Origin of the sequence: Streptomyces sp. M-16, from assembly GCF_052114405.1 — a bacterium.
Lineage (GTDB): Bacteria > Actinomycetota > Actinomycetes > Streptomycetales > Streptomycetaceae > Streptomyces.
The window spans coordinates 1-20,573 of sequence record NZ_JBFRER010000010.1; the positions used below are offsets into that span (position 1 = coordinate 1).

Below are 20,573 nucleotides of genomic sequence, written 5' to 3' on the forward strand. Positions count from 1 at the left end.
GCCGCGGGCCCGGGAGGAGCCGCGGGAACCRGCGGGGCGGGCGCCCCGGCCGCCGCGGACCCGGAGACGGGCCGGATGCTCTGCGCCGCCCTCGCCCGCGCCGCCGCCACCGAGCCCGACCCGGCCGCCCTGGAGGCCGAGCTCGCGGCCCTCCTGGGCCTGTCCCCCTTCCTCGGCCCCCCGGCCCTCGCGCTCCTCCACGCCCTGGACACCGTCACCCTCCCCGCCGGGCCCCGCACTTGCCTGGACGCGCTGCTGGGTCCGCACCGCACGGGCTGAGGCGGGATGGCCCGCGGCCGGAGCCGACGCTAGCCTTCCGGGGGCGTTGCGCGGGTGCACAGCGTGGTGCGGCCGCTCCTATCCGTCATCCCCTGCGAAGGTGGTACACGTGAAGGCCATCCGTCGATTCACCGTGCGCCCCGTCCTCCCGGAACCCCTGATGCCGCTCGCCGAACTCGCGCGCAACCTGCGCTGGTCGTGGCATACGGAAACCCGCGAACTCTTTCAATCCGTCGATCCCGAGGGCTGGCAGGCCGCCGGCGGTGACCCCGTCCGGCTGCTCGGGTCCGTGCCCGCCGCCCGGCTGGAGGAACTCGCCGCCGACCGGCGGTTCCTGCGGCGGCTCGCCGTCGCCGCGGCCGACCTCGACGACTACGTCCACGGCGGGAGGTGGTACCAGAGCCAGGAGAACACCGCCGAGCTCCCCGCCGCCATCGCCTACTTCTCCCCCGAGTTCGGGATCACCGCCGCGCTGCCGCAGTACTCGGGCGGCCTCGGGATCCTGGCCGGCGACCACCTGAAGGCCGCCAGCGACCTCGGCGTCCCCGTCATCGGTGTCGGGCTGCTGTACCGGCACGGCTACTTCCGCCAGTCCCTCTCGCGCGACGGCTGGCAGCAGGAGCACTACCCCGTCCTCGACCCCCACGAGCTGCCCCTGACCCTGTTGCGCCAGGAGGACACGACCCCCGCCCGGGTGTCGCTCACCCTCCCGGGCGGGCGGTCGTTGCACGCGCACATCTGGCAGGCCCGCGTCGGGCGGGTGCCGCTGCTGTTGCTCGACTCCGACGTCGAGGACAACGACGCCGCCGCCCGCGAGGTGACCGACCGGCTCTACGGCGGCGGCAGCGACCACCGCCTGCTCCAGGAGATGCTGCTCGGCATCGGCGGCGTCCGCGCCGTGCGCGCCTACTGCGGGATCACCGGGCACGCCGCCCCGGAGGTCTTCCACACCAACGAGGGCCACGCCGGCTTCCTGGGCCTGGAGCGCATAAGGGAACTGGAAGGGGAGCAGGGGCTCGGCTTCGACGCCGCCGTCGAGGCGGTGCGCGCCGGGACCGTGTTCACCACGCACACCCCCGTGCCCGCGGGCATCGACCGCTTCGAGCGCTCCCTGCTCGCCCGGCACTTCGGCGAGGGCGGCGAGCTGCCCTCCGTACCGGTCGACCGGATCCTGGAGCTCGGGGCCGAGACCTTCCCGGGCGGTGACCCCGGGGTGTTCAACATGGCCGTCATGGGGCTGCGCCTGGCCCAGCGCGCCAACGGGGTCTCCACCCTTCACGGGGCGGTCAGCCGCGGCATGTTCGCCGGGCTCTGGCCGGGCTTCGACGCGGCCGACGTGCCCATCGCGTCCGTCACGAACGGGGTCCACGCCCCGACCTGGGTCGCCCCCGAGGTGATGCGGCTCGGTGCCCGCCAGATCGGGCCCGGGCGCACCGAGGACGCCCTCGCGGTCGGCGGTTCGCCGCGCTGGGACGCGGTCGCGCAGATCGCGGACCAGGACGTGTGGGACGTACGCCGGGCCCTGCGCGAGCAACTGGTGCAGGAGGTGCGGGACCGGCTGCGGGCCTCGTGGAAACAGCGCGGGGCCGCCGACGCCGAACTGGGCTGGGTGGACTCCGTCCTCGACCCGGACGTGCTGACCATCGGGTTCGCCCGCCGGGTGCCCTCGTACAAACGGCTCACGCTGATGCTCCGCGACCCCGAGCGGCTGCGCCGGCTGCTCCTGGACCCCGACCGGCCCGTGCAGATCGTCGTCGCGGGCAAGGCGCACCCGGCCGACGACGGCGGGAAGCGGCTGGTGCAGGAGCTGGTGCGCTTCTCCGACGACCCGCGGGTGCGCCACCGGATCGTGTTCCTGCCCGACTACGGCATGGCCATGGCCCAGAAGCTCTACCCGGGCTGCGACGTCTGGCTGAACAACCCGCTGCGGCCGCTGGAGGCCTGTGGCACCAGCGGGATGAAGGCGGCCCTCAACGGGTGCCTCAACCTCTCCGTCCTCGACGGCTGGTGGGACGAGTGGTTCGAGCCCGACTTCGGCTGGGCGATCCCCACCGCCGACGGCCTCGGCACCGACGAGGACCGGCGCGACGACCTGGAGGCGGGTGCCCTCTACGAGTTGATCGAGAGCCGCGTCGCACCCCGGTTCTACGACCGGACCGGGCGGACCGGCCTGCCCGTGCGGTGGATCGAGATGGTCCGGCGCACCCTGGTGTCCCTGGGGCCGAAGGTGCTCGCGGGGCGGATGGTGCGGGAGTACGTGGAGCGGCTCTACGCCCCCGCCGCCCTCTCCCACCGGGCCCTGGACCCCGCCGCCGCGCGGGACCTCGCCTGGTGGAAGGGGCGCGTCCGGGCGGCCTGGCCGCGGGTGGCGGTCGAGCACGTGGAGGCCGTCGCGGCGGCGCCCGTCGGGGGCACCGCCGAGCTGGGCGCCACCCTCACCCTGCGGGTCCGGGTGGCGCTGGACTCGCTGGCACCCGATGACGTGGAGGTGCAGGCCGTGGCGGGCCGGGTCGACGCGCAGGACGTGATCCGGGACGCGCGGACCTTCCCGCTCAAGCCCGCCGCCGGCCCGGACCTGGAGGGCCGTTGGGTCTACGAGGGCCCGCTCGCCCTCGACCGCACGGGGCCCTTCGGCTACACCGTGCGGGTCCTGCCGAGCCACCCGCTGCTGGCGACGGCGGCCGAACTGGGACTGGTCGCCGCCCCGGTGGACGCCGAACCGATGGGCGGTGTGGTGCTGCGCTGACGCGCTGCCGCGCCGGCGCGGTGACGTCAGGGGGCGGGCGGCGGGTCCACCAGCCGCTGCCCGTCCTCCACCAGCATCCCGGCCCGCTTCACGCTGCGCAGGGTCGGGATCACCTCCACCTGGCCGACGCCGTCCACGGCGCCGATCCGCTCGGTCAGGTACGTGTAGAGCGCGTCCGTGTCCCGGCACACCACCACGGCCATCAGGGAAGCCGCCCCCGTCACGGCCGCCGCGAACGCCACCTCCCGGTGGCTCGCCAGCGCGTCGCCCACCTCCGCCAGCCGGGCCGGGGGGACGGTCAGCACCAAGGTGGCCTCCGCCTCGTAGCCGAAGAGCGACGGGACGAACTCCACGTCGAAGAAGAGCGCCCCCAGATCGCGCAGCCGCTCCACCCGCCGCCGGGCGGTCGATTCCGACAGGCCGGTGGCGCGGGCCAGGTCCGGATAGCCGGCGCGGCCGTCCCGGCCCAGTACCGACAGCAGCGCCAGCTCCGTCTCGTCCAGGACGTACCGCTGCGGACCGGGCTCGACGGGGGGCCGTTCCAGCGCGGCGGTCTGGTCGGGCCGCAGCACGTCCGCCCCCGGCCACCCGTCGGGCCCGCCGAAGAACTTCCGCAGGATGGTGTGGGCGCTGATGCCGGTCACCCGGCGGGTGCGCGGCAGCTTCTCCAGCAGCAGGGCGTCCCGGTCCTTGCGGGTCCGGGCCCGGGTCATGCAGTGGATCTCCGTACCGCCCGAGTTCAGGGTCACCCACGCGATGTCCGGGCGGCGGGCGAGCGCCTCCGCCACCGGGAGCGCGGCGTCGGGGGCGCACTGCACCCGCAGCCAGGACTCGAACAGGCCGACACGGCTGCCCTGCGGCAGCCCGACGACCCGGACCAGGCCGTCGGTCCGCAGGCGCCGGTAGCGGCGTACGACCGTCTGGTCGGAGACCTCCAGCACCTCGGCGATCCGGCTGAAGGCGGCCCGGCCGTCGATCACGAGGGCCTGCACCAGGGACCGGTCGAGGGCGTCCAGCTCCACGTCTTTCATGGTTTCCATCATCACAGGCGCTCCCATGGGAGAAATCCGCCAGGGAGGGCGGACTGGGTGGGGGCGGGCGCGCGCCGCTGCGACCGTGGGGGCACCGGGATCCACACCTTTCCCGGGATCAGCGACCGAGGAGACCCCCCCCATGCGCAAATGGCTCCCCCTGACGGCCGTGTGCCTCGGGGCCTTCATGCTGCTGGTCGACGTCACGATCGTGACCGTCGCCCTGCCGGACATGGCCGAGGACATGAACACGGGCTTCGCCGGACTCCAGTGGGTGATGGACGTCTACGCCCTCGCCCTGGCCGCCCTGCTGCTCGGCGCGGGCTCGCTCGCCGACCGGATGGGACGCCGCCGCGTCTACCTCGGCGGGCTCGCGGTGTTCGCGGCCGCCTCCCTCGCCTGCGGCCTGGCGACCGGTCCGGGAGCCCTGATCGCCTTCCGCGCCGTCCAGGGACTCGGGGGCGCGGCGATGTTCGCCACCACCATGGCCCTGCTCAGCTCCGCCTACCAGGGCCGCGACCGCGGGATCGCCTTCGGTGTCTGGGGAGCCGTCAACGGCGCGGCCGCCGCTGCCGGGCCGATCGTCGGCGGGCTGCTGACCGAGCACTTCGGCTGGCGCTGGATCTTCTTCATCAACCTGCCCTTCTGCGCCCTGGCCGTCTACGTGACCGTCAAGGCGGTGGCCGAGTCCCGCAACCCGCGGGCCACGGGCCTGGACCTGCCGGGCATGGCCGCCTTCACGGCGGGCGCCGGGGCCCTGACCTACGCGCTGATCCGGGTCGGCGAGAACGGCTGGACCTCCGCCGCCACCCTCGGCCTGCTGGGGCTGGCCGCCGTCGCGTTCACCGCGTTCGTCCTCGTCGAACTGCGCAGCGCCAAGCCGATGCTGGACCTCTCGCTCTTCCGCAGCCCGAACTTCGTCGCCGTCATGACGGGCGGCATGCTGCTGTCCGGCGCCGCCTTCTCGTACCTGATGTACGTCTCCCTGTGGCTCCAGTCGGCCGAGGGCATGGGGCCGGTCCAGGCGGGTCTGGTGCTGGTGCCGATGAGCCTGGCCGCCTTCGTCGTCTCGGCGGTGGCCGGGCGGCTGCTGCACGCGGCGCCGCCGCGGCTGACCATCGCCGGAGGACTGCTGCTGATCGGTGCGGGGGCGCTGCTCCAGGCCTGGATGACGGACGCCGGCGATGGCTGGACGGCGCTGGTGCCGGGGCTGGCCCTGACCGGCATCGGCGTCGGGATGGCCACCCCGCAGCTGGCGGCCGTCGCGATGGCCTCGGTGGCGCCGGCCCGTGCCGGCATGGCGGGCGGCGCCCTGAACACGTCGCGGCAGCTGGGCAACGCCCTCGGGATCGCGGTGCTGGGCGCGGTGTTCCACGCCGGGCTGGTCTCCGGGCTCGGCGACCGGCCGCGCGCGACGGCCGACGTACTGGCCTCCGGCGGGGCGGGACGGCTGCTCGCCGAGGCCCCGGACGCTGCGCATTGGGTGGAGGCCGCCTTCGCGAGCGGGCTGCGGGAGACGTTCCTGGCCTCGGGGGTGATGGGTCTGGCGGGCGCCCTGGCGGTGGCGCTGCTGATCCGCCGCCCGGCCGCCGGGGCCCCGGTCCCGGCCCAGGCCTCCGCCCCGGCGGCGGCCGGCTCCGCCGACCGGGCCTCCGCCTGAGGGTGCGCCGTACGGGCGGCGGATGGCCCCAGGGACGCTCCGTGAGGGTGAACCTTCGAACGCGCTGCGCATGCCGAATCGTTTCGGCAACCCGGCCCGCTCCTACGCTGCCCGCGGATGCCCACTGGACCGGGCACCCGTGGAACCCGAGAAACGGACTCTTTCATGCGCCTTCGCACCACCGCCGCCGCCCTCCTCACCTCCCTCGCGCTGGTCGTCCCCACCGCCGGCCAGGCCCTGGCGACCGGTCACGACCGCGACCACGACAGCCTCGGCACCCTCCACTACCGGTTCACCGACGGGGACGACGAGGTCCGCAACGCCCAGATCCATCCCGCGGACAACGACACCTGCTACCGGCTGACCCACGCGCAGCGCCACCCGGCCTTCGCCGTGAAGAACGAGACGGAGTCGACGGCTCTGCTCTTCGAGGACGGCAGCTGCGGCGGTGAGCCCCAGGAGGTCCTGGAGCCGGGCGAGCGGGCGCACGACCTGCGGGTCCGCTCGGTCCTCTTCAAGCCGTCCGACGAGCACCACGGCCGCCACGAGGGCCGCGGCGACTCGGAGGAGCGCGAGGACGAGGACCGCAACGGCGGCCCGCGCCACGCCCAGCAGCGGGCCGGCGACCTCATGAACCGGGTCTTCCGCCCCGTCGGCTGATCCGCACACCGGAAGACCGGGCCCGGCACCCCGCGAAGGGTGCCGGGCCCGGTCGCTTCGTAGGGCCGACCGGTCTCCGCCATCCCTCCGCGACCGCCCGCCGCCGGGCGCCGAAGGTCCCGGTCCCGCGGCGAAGGTCCCGCGGCGAAGGTCCCGCGAGGGAGGGGCACATGGAACAGGGCCGCCCGGGGAGGTCTCTCTCCCGGGCGGCCCCGTGGTCTAGCGGTTCAGCTCTGGTTCACCGGTGCCCCTCGTGGGGGTCAGAAGGTGAGCTTCCAGCTGTCGATCTTGCCGGTGTCGAGGGAGGCGAGGTCCGCGACACGGAGCTTCCAGACACCCTGGGCGACCTCGGAGGAGGCGTTCACGGTGAAGCTCTGGATGATGTTGTCCGCGCTTCCGCCGGTGCGGTTGCGCAGGTTGTAGACGGTGCCGTCGGGGGCGACCAGGTCGACCCGCAGGTCACCGACGTAGGTGTGCTTGATGTCGACGTCCACCTTGAGGGTGCTCGGGGCATTGCCGGAGCGGGTCACGGTGATCGGGGACTCGACCGTCGCGTTGTCGTTGATCGCGTAGTCGTTGGTGTTCTCGAAGACGTTCTGCTGGGCGGTGCCGACCGTCCAGGTGAAGGACGCCGTACCGGTCTTGCTCGCCGAGTCGGTCACCGTGACGGTCACGTTGGACGTGCCCGCGGTGGTGGCCGTGCCCGAGATCAGGCCGGTGGAGGAGTTGATCGACAGGCCGGCCGGCAGGCCGGTCGCCGCGTAGCTCAGCGCACCCGCGTTGGTGCTGGTGGCCTGGACCTGCAGGCTCACAGCGGTGTTGATCTGGGTGGTCTGGTTGGCGATCGGGGTGACCGAGACGCCGGAGGGCGCCGGGCGGCTGCCGACGTTGATGCCGGCCCAGGCGTTGGCCACGTTGTTGTACGTGACCGAGTTGGCGCCGTACAGGTCGGCGGCGGCCTGGAGGGTCGCCGTACGGGCGGCCGCGTAGTTGGTGTTGGACTTGAAGTAGCCCACCGTCAGCGCACGGAACCAGATCTTCGCGGCGGCGTCACGGCCGATCGCGGTGACCGGGAGGCCGTCCGAGGTCGGGGAGTCGTAGCTGACGCCGTTGATGACCTTGGCGCCGGAGCCCTCGGACATCAGGTAGTAGACGTGGTTGGCCGGGCCCGACGAGTAGTGCACGTCGAGGCCGCCGAGGCCCGAATACCACGCGTCCTTGGACCCGCCGTCCTTGCTCGGCTTGTCCATGTAGCGCAGCGGCGTGCCGTCGCCGTTGATGTCGATCTTCTCGCCGACGAGGTAGTCACCGACGTCGTTGGGGTTGTTCGCGGCGAACTCGACGTTCGCCGCCATGATGTCGGAGGTCGCCTCGTTCAGGCCGCCGGGCTCACCGCTGTAGGTCATGTTGCCGGTGACCGAGGTGAGGCCGTGGGTCATCTCGTGCGCGGCCACGTCGATGGAGGTCAGCGGGTGGTTGTTGCCCGTGCCGTCACCGTAGGTCATGCAGAAGCAGCCGTCGTCCCAGAAGGCGTTGACGTACGCGTTGCCGTAGTGGACACGGCTGTACGGGGCGACGCCGTCGTTGCGCAGGCCGTTGCGGCCGTGCACGTTCTTGTAGTAGTCCCACGTCAGCTGCGCACCGTAGGCGGCGTCGGCGCCGGCGGTCTGACGGTTGGAGGGAAGACCGTTGCCCCAGGTGTCGGACGTGCTCGAGAAGAGCGTGCCGGTGCCGGAGCTGCCCCCGTTGAGGTCGTACGTCTTGTGTCCGCCGCGGCCCGCGTCGGTCAGCGTGTAGTTGCTGCCCGACTGCGAGGTGCCCAGGGTGACCTGGCCGCTGTACTCGGTGTTGCCGATGCCCTTTTCGATGGCCTGCCACTCGGTGATCTTCGCGCCGGTCTTGGCGTCGGTGATCACGTGCAGCTTGCTCGGGGTGACGCCGTCGCTCTGGAAGCCGCCGACGACGGTCTCGTAAGCGAGGACCGGGGCGCCTTCGGCGGCCCAGATCACCTTGCGGGCACCCTGCTCGGCCTTGGCGTCCTTGCCGCCGCTGGCCGACAGCGCGGCGAAGGCGGTGCCCTCGGCGGCCGACGGGGTCACGGTGGCGGAGGTGTCCGCGACCTTGATCTCGTGGTTGGTGGCCTTGGTGACGCTCTTGGTGACACCACCCTTGGCGTGGACCGTCAGGTCGCCGCCGAGGACGGGCAGGCCGTTGTAGGTCCGCTCGTAGGTGGTGTGCGTGGTGCCGTCCGCGTCCTTGACCACATCGCGGACGACGAGCTTCTCGCCGCTGCCGAGACCGAGGGCCTTGGCGGCCTGCGCACTGGTCGAGTTGGCGTCTGCCAGGAGCGTCGCACGCTCCGAAGCGCTGAGTACGAGATTGGCCGCGCCCGGATTGGGCTGGGCGACCTTGGCGGCCTGCGACGCGGTGGCGTCGGCGGTGGCGGTACCGGCCTGTATACCTACGGCGAGCAGGGCTGCCGCGGCTACGAACGCTCCGGCCGCAGTGGCACGCCTCTGGGGGGTGGAACTCAACGCAGACTCCTTCTGCAAGGGGGGTTCCGGATGGCTGGGTGGGCCTCCGGGCAGATCAGGGCTGTGCGATGAACGGATCGAAGAGTGCCATCAGTTGGTTGCGATGTCAGGGCCGCGTCAAAAGGTTGGCCGGAAACAGTCCGTTGTCCGTAGAGACGTATCCGGTATCCGAACCATTCACCTTCGTGTGGGAAGGGGGGCTCCAGAATCCGGAATAGTTGATACCGGTATTTAACGCTTGGGCAACGAGAGGTCTCGTTCACCCGAACGGCATTAAACGTACGGGTGTTTGTCGTACTGTTTCCCGGTGCGACAGACGCCCGTTGCCAGGGGAAGCCGCGGGCAGGCACCACCGACATAGACCACGTGCCAGGGGGGCCCATGAGGCATGTCCGTTTTCCTGCGCAAAGTGTGGCCGGTACGGCCGCGGGTGCGGAGGGGACGACAACGGCCCCTGTGCGGCGCCTCGGTGACAAGGCCCGCTGGTACCTGCCGGCCGCGGTGACGGCCGACTTCGTCGGGGCCGCGATGCCCGTCGGCCTGGTCTTCGACGCCGCCCAGCAGGCCAGGCCGGTCTCCTGCGCGCTCGCCGCCGCCCTCGCGTGGACCGGCGTGCAGGGCCTGCGACGACGTTACTCCTCCCGAGCGCTCGGAGAATCCCGGGGAGTACTGCCCGTCGTGCACGACTGGCTGATTCTGATCGGAATCCTGGCCGTCGCCCGGGTGATGACGGGGGAGAGCACCCCCCGGCTGGCCGCCCTCGGGGCGCTGTTGCCGGCCCTGCTCGTCACGGTCGCCTGCCACAAGCTCACCTACCGGCACCTGTCGGCCGCCCGCCGCGAGGCCCAGGCCGTCAGCCGGGTCCTGGTCATCGGCGAGCCCGAGGCCGCCGAGCACGTCATCGCGCACCTCGCCGCGCGCACCGACCACCCCTACGTCGTCGTCGGCGTGGTCGCCGTCGGCGACGGCTCCCTGACCAGCGGCGTCCCGGTCGCGGCCCGGTTGGACCGCGGGATGCCCGAGGCCCCGAACGGCGACTGGGCCCCGGTGCTGGGCGCCGTCCGCAGTCACCACGCCGACCTGGTGCTGGTGGCGCCGGGCGCCCGGATCTCGGGGGAGCGGCTGCGCCGGGTGGCCTGGGTCCTGCACGACGAGGGCCTCGAACTCGCCGTGTTCCCCGGGCTCGTGGAGATATCCGTCAAGCGCCTGGAAACCCGCTCCGCCGGCGGACTCGCCGTGCTGCGGGTCGCGCCGCCCGTGCGCCGCGGGGTGCAGACCCTGCTCAAGTCGGTGCTGGACCGCCTCGGCGCCGGCGTCGGACTGCTCCTGCTGTCGCCGCTGTTCCTGGCCGTCGTGCTGGCCATCCGGCTCGGCTCGCGCGGCCCGGCCTTCTACAGCCAGCGCCGGATCGGCCGCGACGGGGAGCCCTTCGTCATGTGGAAGTTCCGCACGATGGTGGTCGACGCCGACCTGCTGAAGGCCGAGCTGACGGGGGCCAACGAGAACGACGGCCTGATGTTCAAGATGCGCCGCGACCCCCGGGTGACCCGGGTGGGCCGCCTCCTGCGCCGCACCTCGCTGGACGAACTCCCCCAGCTGGTCAACGTGCTGACCGGCAGCATGTCCCTGGTCGGGCCGCGCCCGCCGCTGCCGGAGGAGGTGGCGGAGTACGACGAGGTCGAGCTGCGCCGGCTCACCGTACGGCCCGGGATGACCGGCCTGTGGCAGATCAGCGGGCGGTCGGACCTCTCTTGGGACGAAACGATTCAGCTCGATCTCCAGTACGTCGACAACTGGTCGTTCACCAGCGACGTCGACGTGATGGGCCGGACGCTCCGCGCCGTCGTCGACGGTCGCGGAGCGTACTGAGGCCGTGGTGGAGTCAGCCCTGCCGGCCCTGGTCGAGCCACCAGCGGTAGGTGGCGGCGATGCCGTCCCGCAGCGGGATGCCCGGCTTCCAGCCCAGCGCGGTCAGGCGCGAGACGTCGAGCAGCTTGCGCGGGGTCCCGTCCGGCTTGGACGTGTCCCAGGCGAGCCGGCCCTCGAAGCCGGTCACCTCGGCGACCGTCTCCGCCAGCGCCTTGATGGTCAGGTCGTCGCCGCAGCCGATGTTGACGGGCTCGTCCCCGTCGTAGCGCTCCAGCAGCACCGCGCACGCGGCCGCCAGGTCGTCGACGTGGAGGAACTCCCGGCGCGGGGTGCCGCTGCCCCACAGCGTGACCTCGTCACGGCCCTCGGCGGCGGCCTCGTGGAAGCGGCGGATGAGGGCGGGCAGGACGTGCGAGGACTCCAGGTCGAAGTTGTCGCCCGGACCGTAGAGGTTCGTGGGCATGGCCGAGATGTACGAGGCCCCGTACTGCTTGCGGTAGGACTGGACCTGCACGATGCCGGCGATCTTCGCGAGGGCGTACGCCTCGTTGGTGGGCTCCAGCGGGCCCGTCAGCAGGGCGTCCTCGTGGATCGGCTGCGGGGCGAGCTTCGGGTAGATGCAGGAGGACCCGAGGAAGAGCAGGCGGCCCACGCCGGCGGCGTGCGAGCCGGCGATGACGCTGAGCTGGATCCTGAGGTTGTCCTCCAGGAACTGCACCGGGTACGTGCTGTTGGCCATGATCCCGCCGACCTTGGCGGCGGCCAGCACGACCGCGTCCGGGCGCATGTCGCGCAGGTGCGCCTCCGTCGCGGCGGCGTCGCGCAGGTCGAGGTCGGCCCGGCCGCGGGTGAGCACCTCGTGGCCGTCGGCGGTGAGCCGGCGGGCCACCGCGGACCCCACGAGGCCACGGTGTCCGGCGACGAAGACGCGGGCGTGCGGGGGCAGGAGCGGCGAACTTGTCATACCGCCGATGATGCCAGTCCGCCGCCGCGGTGTTCCCCGGAGCCCACCCTCCGGGCCCCGGGCCCGCTGCCGGGCCCGGTTCCCGCTCGCCCGCACGGTCCTGATGGTTCGTCAGTCCGCAGTATGGCCGGCCTTCCGGCCTCCGCCCGCAGCTCGCCCGGGGCTCCTGGGCCGAAGGGGCGCGAGCGCCCCGGGGGCGAAGGGCCCCAACGGGGCAGTACGGTACGCATCCRGCCTCGGCCCGAGGGTGCGTTCCCGCACCTCACACCTGGCCGGCCAGGCCAGACACAGCCTGAACACGAACGACAGCAACGACAACCTGGGGGACCCCATGGGCAAGACCGCACTGATCACCGGCGTCACCGGACAGGACGGCTCGTACCTCGCCGAGCTCCTGCTCTCCAAGGGCTACACGGTGCACGGGCTCGTGCGGCGGTCCTCCAGCTTCAACACGGAGCGGATCGACCACGTCTACCAGGACCCGCAGACCGCGAACCGTTCCTTCGTCCTGCACCACGCCGACCTCTCCGACGGCGTGGCCCTGGTGAACCTGCTCCGTGACATACGCCCCGACGAGGTCTACAACCTGGGCGCCCAGTCCCATGTCCGGGTCTCCTTCGACGCCCCCCTCTACACGGGCGACGTGACCGGCCTCGGCGCGCTGCGGCTACTGGAGGCCATCCGGGCCAGCGGTGTGGACACCCGGATCTACCAGGCCTCGTCCTCGGAGATGTACGGAGCGACCCCGCCCCCGCAGAACGAGGGTACCCCCTTCCACCCGCGCAGCCCGTACGGCGCCGCGAAGGTGTTCGCGTACTGGACCACGGTCAACTACCGCGAGGCGTACGACATGTTCGCGGTCAACGGGATCCTCTTCAACCACGAGTCCCCGCGCCGCGGCGAGACGTTCGTGACCCGCAAGATCACCCGGGCGGTCGCCCGCATCAAGGCCGGCCTCCAGGACCACCTCTACCTCGGCAACCTCGACGCCGTCCGCGACTGGGGCTACGCCCCCGAGTACGTCGAGGCGATGTGGCGGATGCTCCAGCAGGACGAGCCGACCGACTACGTGGTGGCCACCGGAGTCGCGGCGACCGTCCGCGAGTTCGTCGAGTCCTCCTTCACGCACGCGGGCCTCGACTGGAACGCGCACGTGCGCTACGACCCCAAGTACGAGCGCCCGAGCGAGGTCGACGCGCTCATCGGCGACGCCTCCAAGGCGCAGGAGCTCCTTGGCTGGAAGCCGTCGGTCCTGGTGCCGGAACTGGCGCGCATCATGGTGGACGCCGACATCCGGCAGGTCGAGGACCAACTGGCGGGCGCGAGCGTCCGTATCGACCGCTGAGGCCTGGCGCTTCGCCTACGATTTGCCGTGTCCCGGTCATCGCCGCGACCTTCCGCGGTCTTGGCCGGGACAAACCTGCCGTATGTCCGAAGTGTGTCCTCCGCGTTGAACCCTGTTGGTTCCAATTTGGTATGCAAGGGGTCAACTGAGGTGACCAGGGCGGCGCGTGCGCCCTAGTCTGCGCCAGTACATATGGCTGTTCGGATAGTTCCAGCCATCAAGCCGGGCGATTGCCCTGGGGGGCTCATGCGTAGATCCAGAGGGCTGACTGCTGCCCTCGCCCTGTCACTGGCCGGCGCCGGTACCGGAATAGGCCTGGTGTTGATGCCCGAGGCGTCCGCCATCACGCCGCCCGTGGCGTTCACCGCCGACGAACTGCCCACGTGGCAGCCGAACGGCGTCGTCTTCGCCATGGAGCAGGCGAACGGCACCGTCTTCGCCGGGGGCACCTTCTCCGCGGTCCGCCCGCCCGACGCCGCGGCCGGCACGGAGCAGGAAGCCGTGAACTTCGTGGCGCTCGACGCCGCCACCGGCAACCCCACCTCCTGCAAGCTGGCCTTCACCGTCGGCGACGGCACCGCGACGGTGCGGGCGCTGGCCGTGTCGAAGGACAAGAAGACCCTCTACGCGGGCGGCTACTTCGGCGCCGTCAACGGAACCCCGGTCTCCAGCCTCGCGGCGATCGACATCGAGACCTGCGCCCCCAAGGCCTCGTTCCACCCGGGCGTCCCCGCCACCGTCCGGGCGCTCGCCGTCACCGACGACACCCTGTACATCGGCGGCGACTTCGCCGCGGTCGAGGGGCAGACCCGCGAACGGTTCGCCGCGCTCGACGCCGGCTCCGGCGCGCTCAAGCCCTTCACCGCCAACGCGGACGAGCCGGGGCGCGCGATCCAGGTCAGCAACGACGGCAAGAACGTCCTGCTCGGCGGCGACTTCTTCTCGGTCAACGGCTCCAACACGCACGCGCTGGCGGTCGTCGACGCCACCACCGGCGCGGTCGCCAAGACCTACTCCACCATCCCCTCCAACTCGGTGGTCAAGCACATCGCGGCCGACGCGACGGGCTACTACACCGGCAACGAGGGTTCGGGCGGCGGCGTCTTCGACGGCCGCATCGGCCTCGACACCAACTTCAACGAGAAGTGGCGCGACCGCTGCCTGGGCGCCACCCAGTACGTGCTGCCGTACGACGGGGTGCTCTACAGCTCCTCGCACGCGCACGACTGCTCGCTGGAGGGCCAGTTCCCCGACGGCAAACGCAACTTCCTGCTGGCCCAGCAGACCGACCACAAGGGTGCCGCCCCCGCGCCCGTGGACGGTTTCGTGCAGAGCCCGCCGAAGCTCGGATGGCACCCCACCGCGAACGACGGCATCGGCGAGGGCATCGGCCCGCGCGTCATGTCGATCGCCGAGAAGGACGACGTCAAGTACATGTGGGTCGGCGGTGAGTTCACCCTCATCAACGGCCGCGCGCAGCAGGGCCTGACCCGCTTCGCCTCCACCGGTGACGTCGGTGCCCCGACCACCCCGATCGCCAGCGCCGGCAGCGTCAAGCCCGGTGAGGCCCAGGTCCGCTGGCGCACCAGCTACGACCAGGACGACAGCAAGCTGACGTACCGGATCTACCGCAACGGCTCGGGCACCCCGATCGCCACGGTCTCGGCCGATTCCCTGGAGTGGGAGCGCCAGCAGGCCTCCTGGACCGACACCACCGTCAAGGCGGGCCAGGCCTACGGCTACCGGGTGACCGCCACCGACGGCGCGGGCAACACCAGCGCCCTGTCGGCGAACGTCTCCGTGACCGTCCCGACCTCGGTCCAGGCCTACCCGGACAAGGTCCGCGCGGACGGCGCCAACCTCTACTGGCGCTACGACGACACCGTCAGCCCGTACGTGGCCGACTCCTCGGCCTCCGGCAACACCGGCGGCGTCCAGGTCGGCGCCCCGGCCCTGGGCCAGAGCCCCGGCGCCATCACCGGTACCAGCACGGCGATGGGCTTCAACGGCACCAGCCAGCAGGTGTACAGCGACCACCGCCAGACGGTCGGCGCCGCGTACTCCATCGAGACCTGGTTCAAGACCGGCACCACGCGCGGCGGCAAGCTGATCGGCTTCGGCAACAACACGGTCAACAGCAGCGGCTCGTACGACAAGCAGATCTACATGACCAACGCCGGCCGTCTGGTCTTCGGCGTCTACAACGGCTCCGCCCGCACCATCTCCACCGGCCTGTTCGAGACGTACAACGACAACAAGTGGCACCACGTCGTCGCCACGCAGGGCCCCGGCGGCATGACGCTGTACGTCGACGGCCAGAGCAAGGGCACGAACAGCGCCACGAGCTCCACGTCGTACGCGGGCTTCTGGCACGTGGGCGGCGACAACCTCAGTAGCTGGYCGAACCGTCCGACCAGCAACTTCTTCGCCGGTACCCTCGACGAGACGGCCGTCTACCCGTCGGCGCTGACCCAGGCGCAGGTCAAGTCCCACTTCGACCTGGCCAAGGCCGCCGTCGACACGGTCTCCAAGGTCGTCGCGACCGAGGACACCTACATCAACCAGGGCGCCCCGAGCACCGCCTACGGCACCTCCACCCAGCTCGCGGTGCGCGGTACCTCGGCGTACGAGTCGTACCTGCGCTTCACCCTCCCGGCGGCTCCGTCCGGGCAGGTCCTCAAGAGCGCCTCCCTCCAGTTCAAGACCTCCACGCAGGCCGGGGCCGGCACCGCCGACACCGTCTCCGTGGTCCCGGTCACCGGTACCTGGAGCGGCACGGGCACGACGTTCAACACCAAGCCCACGCTCGGCACCGCCCCGCTCGGTTCCATCTCGGGCGTGCCGGACGGTTCGGCCGTGCAGAACGTCGAGCTGGACACCACCGCCGTCTCCGCCGTGCTGGGCAGCAGCTACAGCCTCGGCCTGACGAGCACGGGCACCGACGCGATGTGGCTGTGGTCCGCGGAGTCGACGGCCGCGGACGCCGCTCCGCAGCTGATCCTCACCTTCGGCCCGAAGTAACCGCCTGACGGCGTACGGGGCCCGGCCGGCACACGGCGGGCCCCGTACGCCTTTCCGACCCCGTAGGGGAGCCACCTGATGTACCGACGCTCCGCCGCGGCCGCCGTCCTCCTGGCGGCCGCCCTGACGCTGACCGCCTGCAGTTCCGACGGCGACGGCAAGGCCTCCGCCGACGCGGCGGGCAAGCCGAAGCCGCCGGCCTCCAGCCCGGTCCCGGACCCGGCGGACGCCTCCACGGCGCCCACCACGGCCGCGTCGCCCGACGCGAAGCCGACGGGGCCGGTCCTGCCGGACGCGAAGCTGACCCCGAAGACGGGCAGCTTCAAGGAGAACGAGAAGCAGTACCTCAGCGGACGCGTCCCGGAGAAGATGGATCCGGCGGCCGTCCTGCAGACCGGTCAGGAGACCTGCCAGCGGGTGGAGCGCACCGCGAAGCGGGACAAGGACGCGGCGGCCGCGGCCATCATCTCCGGTGACGTCACCGGGGCGAAGGACGCCATCACCCTCCTGTGCCCGGAGCAGAAGCCGGTGCTGGCGGTGGCGGAGAAGGGCTTCGGGGACTCCCCCCGGACCACCCCGGCCCCCGGTACCTACCGGGCGCTGACCCAGAGCACCACCTGCACCTGGGAGGCGAAGGGCAAGGACGGCGCGATCCTGGCCTCGGGACCCGAGACCCCGCCCAAGGCCGGTGACCGGATCACGGCCACCGTCCCGTCCGGCACGGCCGAGTTCCGTTCGACGGGCTGCTACGCCTGGGTGCCCGCGTAGCACACCGATCCGGCACGAGGACGCCGCCGCCCGGTTCCGGGGCGGCGGCGTTTCCGCGTCCCGCGGCCGGGTAACCGCGTGGCCACACGCCGAACACTCTGGAGGCGAACGGTATGCGCGGCATAGGCGGTTGTATCGCCCTGATCGTGGTGGGGGCCATCCTCACCTTCGCGAGCGACTGGCAGATGGAGAGCGTCAACCTCGACGTGGTGGGCGTGATCATGATGATCGCGGGGGCGGTGGGCCTCGGCGTCTACGCGAGCGTGCTCAAGCGCCGCCGCGCGATGGGCGCCGTCCCGGTGGTGGAGGAACGGCGCGACGTCCTGTGACCCCCGCGCCCACCCGGCCGGCTCAGCGGGCGATGTCCCGGTAGACCGGGAGCAGGGTGTCCAGGACGGCGTCCATAGAGAAGGACGTCGCGGCCAGTTTCCGGGCCGCGGCCGAGGCCGCCGCGTTGGCGGCCGGGTCCAGGAGGGCGAGGACGGCCTGCGCGACGGCTGCCGCTCCGGGGTCCACGGCGCGCCCGGCGCCGGCGGCCGCGATGTCGCGGGCCAGGCCGTTGGAGTGGGTCACCACCGGGGGGACGCCCACCGCGAGGGCCTCCAGGACCGACATCGGGAACGGCTCGTCCACCGAGGGCAGGACGTAGACGTGCGCCCGGCGCAGCTGGGCGAGGACCTCGGCGCCGGAGAGGGCCCCCGGCACCGTGAAGCGGTCCGACAGGCCCAGGGCCGTGATCCGGGCGCGGACCGCCGCCAGTTCCCCCTCGTCCGGGCCCGCCACCACGAAGTGGGCGTCCGGGTGCGCGGCCAGCACGGCCGGGGCGGCGTCCACGAAGTCCACCGGCCGTTTGCGGGCCTGGAGCCGGGCCGAGTACAGGATCCGCGGCGGCCCGGACGGGGCGGGGCGCTCCTCCTGCGCCGGGGTGCCGTTGACCAGGCGGACGGCCCGGGGCAGCGGCCCGCGCACCACCGCCTCCAGCCCCGCCCGCTCGTGCGGGGTCAGGTACAGCACGGCGTCGGCGCCGCGCAGCAGGCGGCGTACCGCCACCGCGTCGAGCACCTTGGCCAGGGCCTTCGCGCTCGGGTCCACCATCCCGTGGGTCTGCAGCACCAGCGGCTTGCCGGCGCGCAGCGCGGCGAGCGCCACGGGCAGGGTCACCAGGTCCCGGGCGAGGTGGACGTGGACCAGGTCGGCCTCCCGCACCAGCCGGCCCGCCGACGCCAGCAGGGCCGGCGAGGTCATCCCGCTGAAGCCGAGCGGCAGGATCCGCCGGGCGGGGAACAGCTTGGCGGGCACGCCCTCCACGGAGTCCGGCCAGGGGTCGAAGTCCTCGCCCAGCGCGAGGAGCCGGGCCTCGTGGCCGCGCGCACGCAGCCCCTTGGCCAGGTTGAGCGCCACCCGCACGGGCCCGCCGAAGGCGTGGGAGGGGGAGTGCAGGGTGACGGCGTGCAGGACCTTCGGGGCGGCACTCATTTGGGCTCCTCCACCGGGCGGCGACGCCCGTCCTGGGTCTGCAGGGTCAGCTCCGGCAGGTCCTTGTGGACCACCGATCCGGCGCCCGCCACCGCGCACCGCCCGACGGTCACGCCCGCCAGCACCGTCGCCCGTACGGCCACCCACGCGCCGTCCTCGACCACGATCGGGGCGTTTCGGTAGCGGAAGTCGGCGGCGCGGTGGTCGTGCGAGCCGGTGCACAGCATCGACTCCTGCGAGAGGCAGACGTTCGCGCCTATGGTCACCGGCTCCAGGTTCAGCAGCCAGGTGCCCTCGCCGATCCAGGTGTGGTCCCCGACGGTCAGCTTCCACGGCCACAGCACGCGCACCCGGTGGCGGATCAGCACGCCTTCGCCGATCCGCGCCCCGAACGCCCGCAGCAGCGCGACGCGCAGCCGGGCGGGGCAGAACCACGCCATGAACAGCGTGTTCATCACCGCGAACCACAGGGCCTGGGTCAGCAGGCCGCGCCCCTTGTCGTAGCCGGCCAGCGTGAAGGCAGGAAGATCACGCACCAGTCGCCCCTCGTCGTCCACCCCGACGCGCCTCCCCGGGCGCGGAACGCTCAGACTAGACTGCGCGCGGATCACGCACAGGGGTGGGGGCAGCAGTGGTGACGGACGTTCGGAAGCCCTCGGCCGCCCCCCAACGGCCGTCCGTGCCCGGCGAGTCGCAGTGGGGCCGGGTGACCACCCCGCGCACCCTGCTCTCCCGTGCGCTCTCGGTCCCCCTCGCCCTCGGGTTCACCGTCTTCCTGCCGTTCTTCGTCGCCGCCCAGTCCGGCGACGGCCAGCACGACGCCGCCTTCTGGCTGCAACTGCTGCTGGCCATGTACGCGGGCGCGCGGCTCTCGGCCATGGTGCTGACCAGCCGCCGCAAGCTGCTGCAGGGCTCCTTCTGGCTCTTCGTCTACATGGCCATGGGCGTGGCCCCCCTCGCCCAGGCCGTCCTCGGCCGGGTCCCCACGCCCGTCGTCGGCCCCCGCTCCGACCTCACCGTCGCCATCGGCCTGGTGCTGCTGGGCTGCACGGCCTTCGACGTCGGCGTACTGCTGGCCCGTCACCGGCCGGCGGCACGCCGCACGGGCGGCTCCCGGAAGGAGCCGAGACCGGTGATGGTCCACCGGCGGCGCCTCCAACTGCTCACCCTGGTCGCCTTCCTGTGCAGCGCGGCCTTCATCGTGAAGCTGGGGGGACCGGCGGTCTTCTTCTCCAGCCGCCAGGAGATCATCGCGGGCATCCAGGAGGCGGGGGTCTCCAACGGTGACGGCCAGGCCGGCCAGGCGCTGCTGCGCGGCTTCGGCACCGTGCCGGCCCTGCTCGCCCTGCTCCTGTACACGCGCTGGCTGATCACCTCGGAGTACGCCCGCCGCAAGGTCTCGGTCATCGCCGCGACGGCCGCCCTCGCCGTCTTGAACCTGGTCGTCAACAACCCCGTCTCGAACCCGCGCTACTGGTTCCTCACCGTCCTGTTCGCGCTGCTCTTCACGGTCTTCCCGGTGAGCGCCGCGATGTACCGGGTGGCCCTGTCGATGGCCGTGGTCATCGCCCTGCTCGTCTTCCCCTTCGCGGACCGCTTCCGCTACGACGAGAAGAACTACAAGCCCGTCGAGACGACCTCGTTCCTGGAGCCGATGGCGCTCAAGGACTACGACCAGATCGGCATGTTCGCCAACACCATCACCTTCTCCAACTCCGGCCCCGGCCACTTCTACGGACGCCAGCTCGCCGGATCCGTCTTCTTCGCGGTGCCCCGCTCGGTGTGGCCGGGCAAGCCGCGCGACACCGGCGTGATGGTCGGCCAGTGGATGGGCACGGTCAACACCAACCTCTCCTCCCCGATCTGGGCGGAGCTGTGGCTCGACTTCGGGCCGCTGGGCATGGGCGGCGGGCTCCTCGCCCTCGGGTACGCCGCCGCCCGCGTCGACCGCCGGTACGCCAAGCGCGCCACGCGCCGCTCACCGCCGGGCAGCCTGATCTCCACCGTGGTCCCGCTGGTCGCCGGGTACTCCTTCATCCTGCTGCGCGGCCCGCTCCTCCAGGCGTCCGGACGCGTGGCCATCGCGGGGATGTGCCTCGCGCTCGTGGCGACGTACCGCCACGACAAGGGCACGACCCTGCGCTGAGCGGCGCCCCGCGGGCGGCGGCCGCAGGGCTCCGCGATGGCCGCGCGCTCGTACGTCCGCATCGCCAGGGCGGT

The 20,573-nt window shown here is 72.3% G+C and carries 15 protein-coding genes; 10 read left to right on the forward strand and 5 right to left on the reverse strand.

Translation table 11 applies throughout. The features are described from left to right. Both AB4039_RS07320 and glgP read left to right on the forward strand, forming a co-directional pair. Positions 1-279, forward strand: a 279-nt coding sequence (locus AB4039_RS07320; RefSeq protein ID WP_442270316.1) for a hypothetical protein, incomplete at its 5' end; no start/stop codon positions are given. A gap of 109 nt (positions 280-388) precedes the next feature. Next, on the forward strand, positions 389-3,025 hold the full coding sequence (glgP, locus tag AB4039_RS07325) for an alpha-glucan family phosphorylase (protein ID WP_266842378.1): 2,637 nt from the start codon (positions 389-391) through the stop codon (positions 3,023-3,025). Between the two features lie 26 nt (positions 3,026-3,051). Here the strand turns inward: glgP and AB4039_RS07330 are convergent, their stop codons facing one another. Continuing rightward, positions 3,052-4,056, reverse strand: a complete 1,005-nt coding sequence (locus AB4039_RS07330; RefSeq protein WP_266842379.1) for an Lrp/AsnC family transcriptional regulator — start codon at positions 4,054-4,056, stop codon at positions 3,052-3,054. 142 nt (positions 4,057-4,198) lie between these two features. On the opposite strand from AB4039_RS07330, the gene AB4039_RS07335 reads away from it, so the two are divergent. Together AB4039_RS07335 and AB4039_RS07340 are read left to right on the forward strand one after the other, a co-directional pair. Then, positions 4,199-5,716: an MFS transporter gene (locus tag AB4039_RS07335; protein WP_442270317.1), complete on the forward strand. Its 1,518-nt coding sequence runs from the start codon at positions 4,199-4,201 to the stop codon at positions 5,714-5,716. 165 nt (positions 5,717-5,881) lie between these two features. Next, entirely contained in the window at positions 5,882-6,376 is a 495-nt protein-coding gene (locus AB4039_RS07340; RefSeq protein ID WP_266842381.1) for a hypothetical protein, read from the forward strand. A gap of 260 nt (positions 6,377-6,636) precedes the next feature. On the opposite strand, the gene AB4039_RS07345 is transcribed toward AB4039_RS07340, so the two are convergent. Beyond that, on the reverse strand, positions 6,637-8,910 hold the full coding sequence (locus AB4039_RS07345; protein WP_442270318.1) for a M4 family metallopeptidase: 2,274 nt from the start codon (positions 8,908-8,910) through the stop codon (positions 6,637-6,639). Positions 8,911-9,291: 381 nt separating this feature from the next. On the opposite strand from AB4039_RS07345, the gene AB4039_RS07350 reads away from it, so the two are divergent. Further along, complete coding sequence (locus tag AB4039_RS07350) at positions 9,292-10,779, forward strand: sugar transferase (protein ID WP_442270319.1); 1,488 nt, start codon at positions 9,292-9,294, stop codon at positions 10,777-10,779. 13 nt (positions 10,780-10,792) lie between these two features. Here AB4039_RS07350 and AB4039_RS07355 read toward each other — a convergent pair whose 3' ends face one another. Next, positions 10,793-11,743 (reverse strand): GDP-L-fucose synthase family protein, encoded by a 951-nt coding sequence (locus AB4039_RS07355; protein ID WP_442270320.1) that lies wholly within the window; start codon positions 11,741-11,743, stop codon positions 10,793-10,795. 331 nt (positions 11,744-12,074) lie between these two features. Between AB4039_RS07355 and gmd the strand changes: the two genes are divergently transcribed. The 4 genes from gmd to AB4039_RS07375 all read left to right on the forward strand — a co-directional run bounded on the left by gmd (position 12,075) and on the right by AB4039_RS07375 (position 17,206). Beyond that, on the forward strand, positions 12,075-13,088 hold the full coding sequence (gmd, locus tag AB4039_RS07360) for a GDP-mannose 4,6-dehydratase (protein WP_442270345.1): 1,014 nt from the start codon (positions 12,075-12,077) through the stop codon (positions 13,086-13,088). Between the two features lie 246 nt (positions 13,089-13,334). After that, positions 13,335-16,109 carry a CBM96 family carbohydrate-binding protein gene (locus AB4039_RS07365; protein WP_442270321.1) on the forward strand — a complete coding sequence of 925 codons (2,775 nt, stop codon included), beginning with the start codon at positions 13,335-13,337 and terminating at the stop codon, positions 16,107-16,109. Positions 16,110-16,187: 78 nt separating this feature from the next. Further along, the gene (locus AB4039_RS07370) at positions 16,188-16,877 is read left to right on the forward strand and encodes a hypothetical protein (RefSeq protein ID WP_266842387.1); all 690 of its coding nucleotides are present in this window, start codon (positions 16,188-16,190) and stop codon (positions 16,875-16,877) included. A 113-nt stretch (positions 16,878-16,990) separates the two neighbouring features. Continuing rightward, complete coding sequence (locus AB4039_RS07375) at positions 16,991-17,206, forward strand: hypothetical protein (RefSeq protein WP_266842388.1); 216 nt, start codon at positions 16,991-16,993, stop codon at positions 17,204-17,206. Positions 17,207-17,228: 22 nt separating this feature from the next. Here the strand turns inward: AB4039_RS07375 and AB4039_RS07380 are convergent, their stop codons facing one another. Both AB4039_RS07380 and AB4039_RS07385 read right to left on the reverse strand, forming a co-directional pair. After that, positions 17,229-18,353, reverse strand: coding sequence for a glycosyltransferase (locus tag AB4039_RS07380; protein WP_266842389.1), 1,125 nt, complete (start codon positions 18,351-18,353; stop codon positions 17,229-17,231). Then, positions 18,350-18,889 (reverse strand): WcaF family extracellular polysaccharide biosynthesis acetyltransferase, encoded by a 540-nt coding sequence (locus AB4039_RS07385; protein WP_266842390.1) that lies wholly within the window; start codon positions 18,887-18,889, stop codon positions 18,350-18,352. The genes AB4039_RS07380 and AB4039_RS07385 overlap by 4 nt, the downstream gene beginning before the upstream one ends. A gap of 95 nt (positions 18,890-18,984) precedes the next feature. Between AB4039_RS07385 and AB4039_RS07390 the strand changes: the two genes are divergently transcribed. Then, the gene (locus AB4039_RS07390; RefSeq protein ID WP_442270322.1) at positions 18,985-20,499 is read left to right on the forward strand and encodes a hypothetical protein; all 1,515 of its coding nucleotides are present in this window, start codon (positions 18,985-18,987) and stop codon (positions 20,497-20,499) included. Positions 20,500-20,573: the final 74 nt, after the last annotated feature.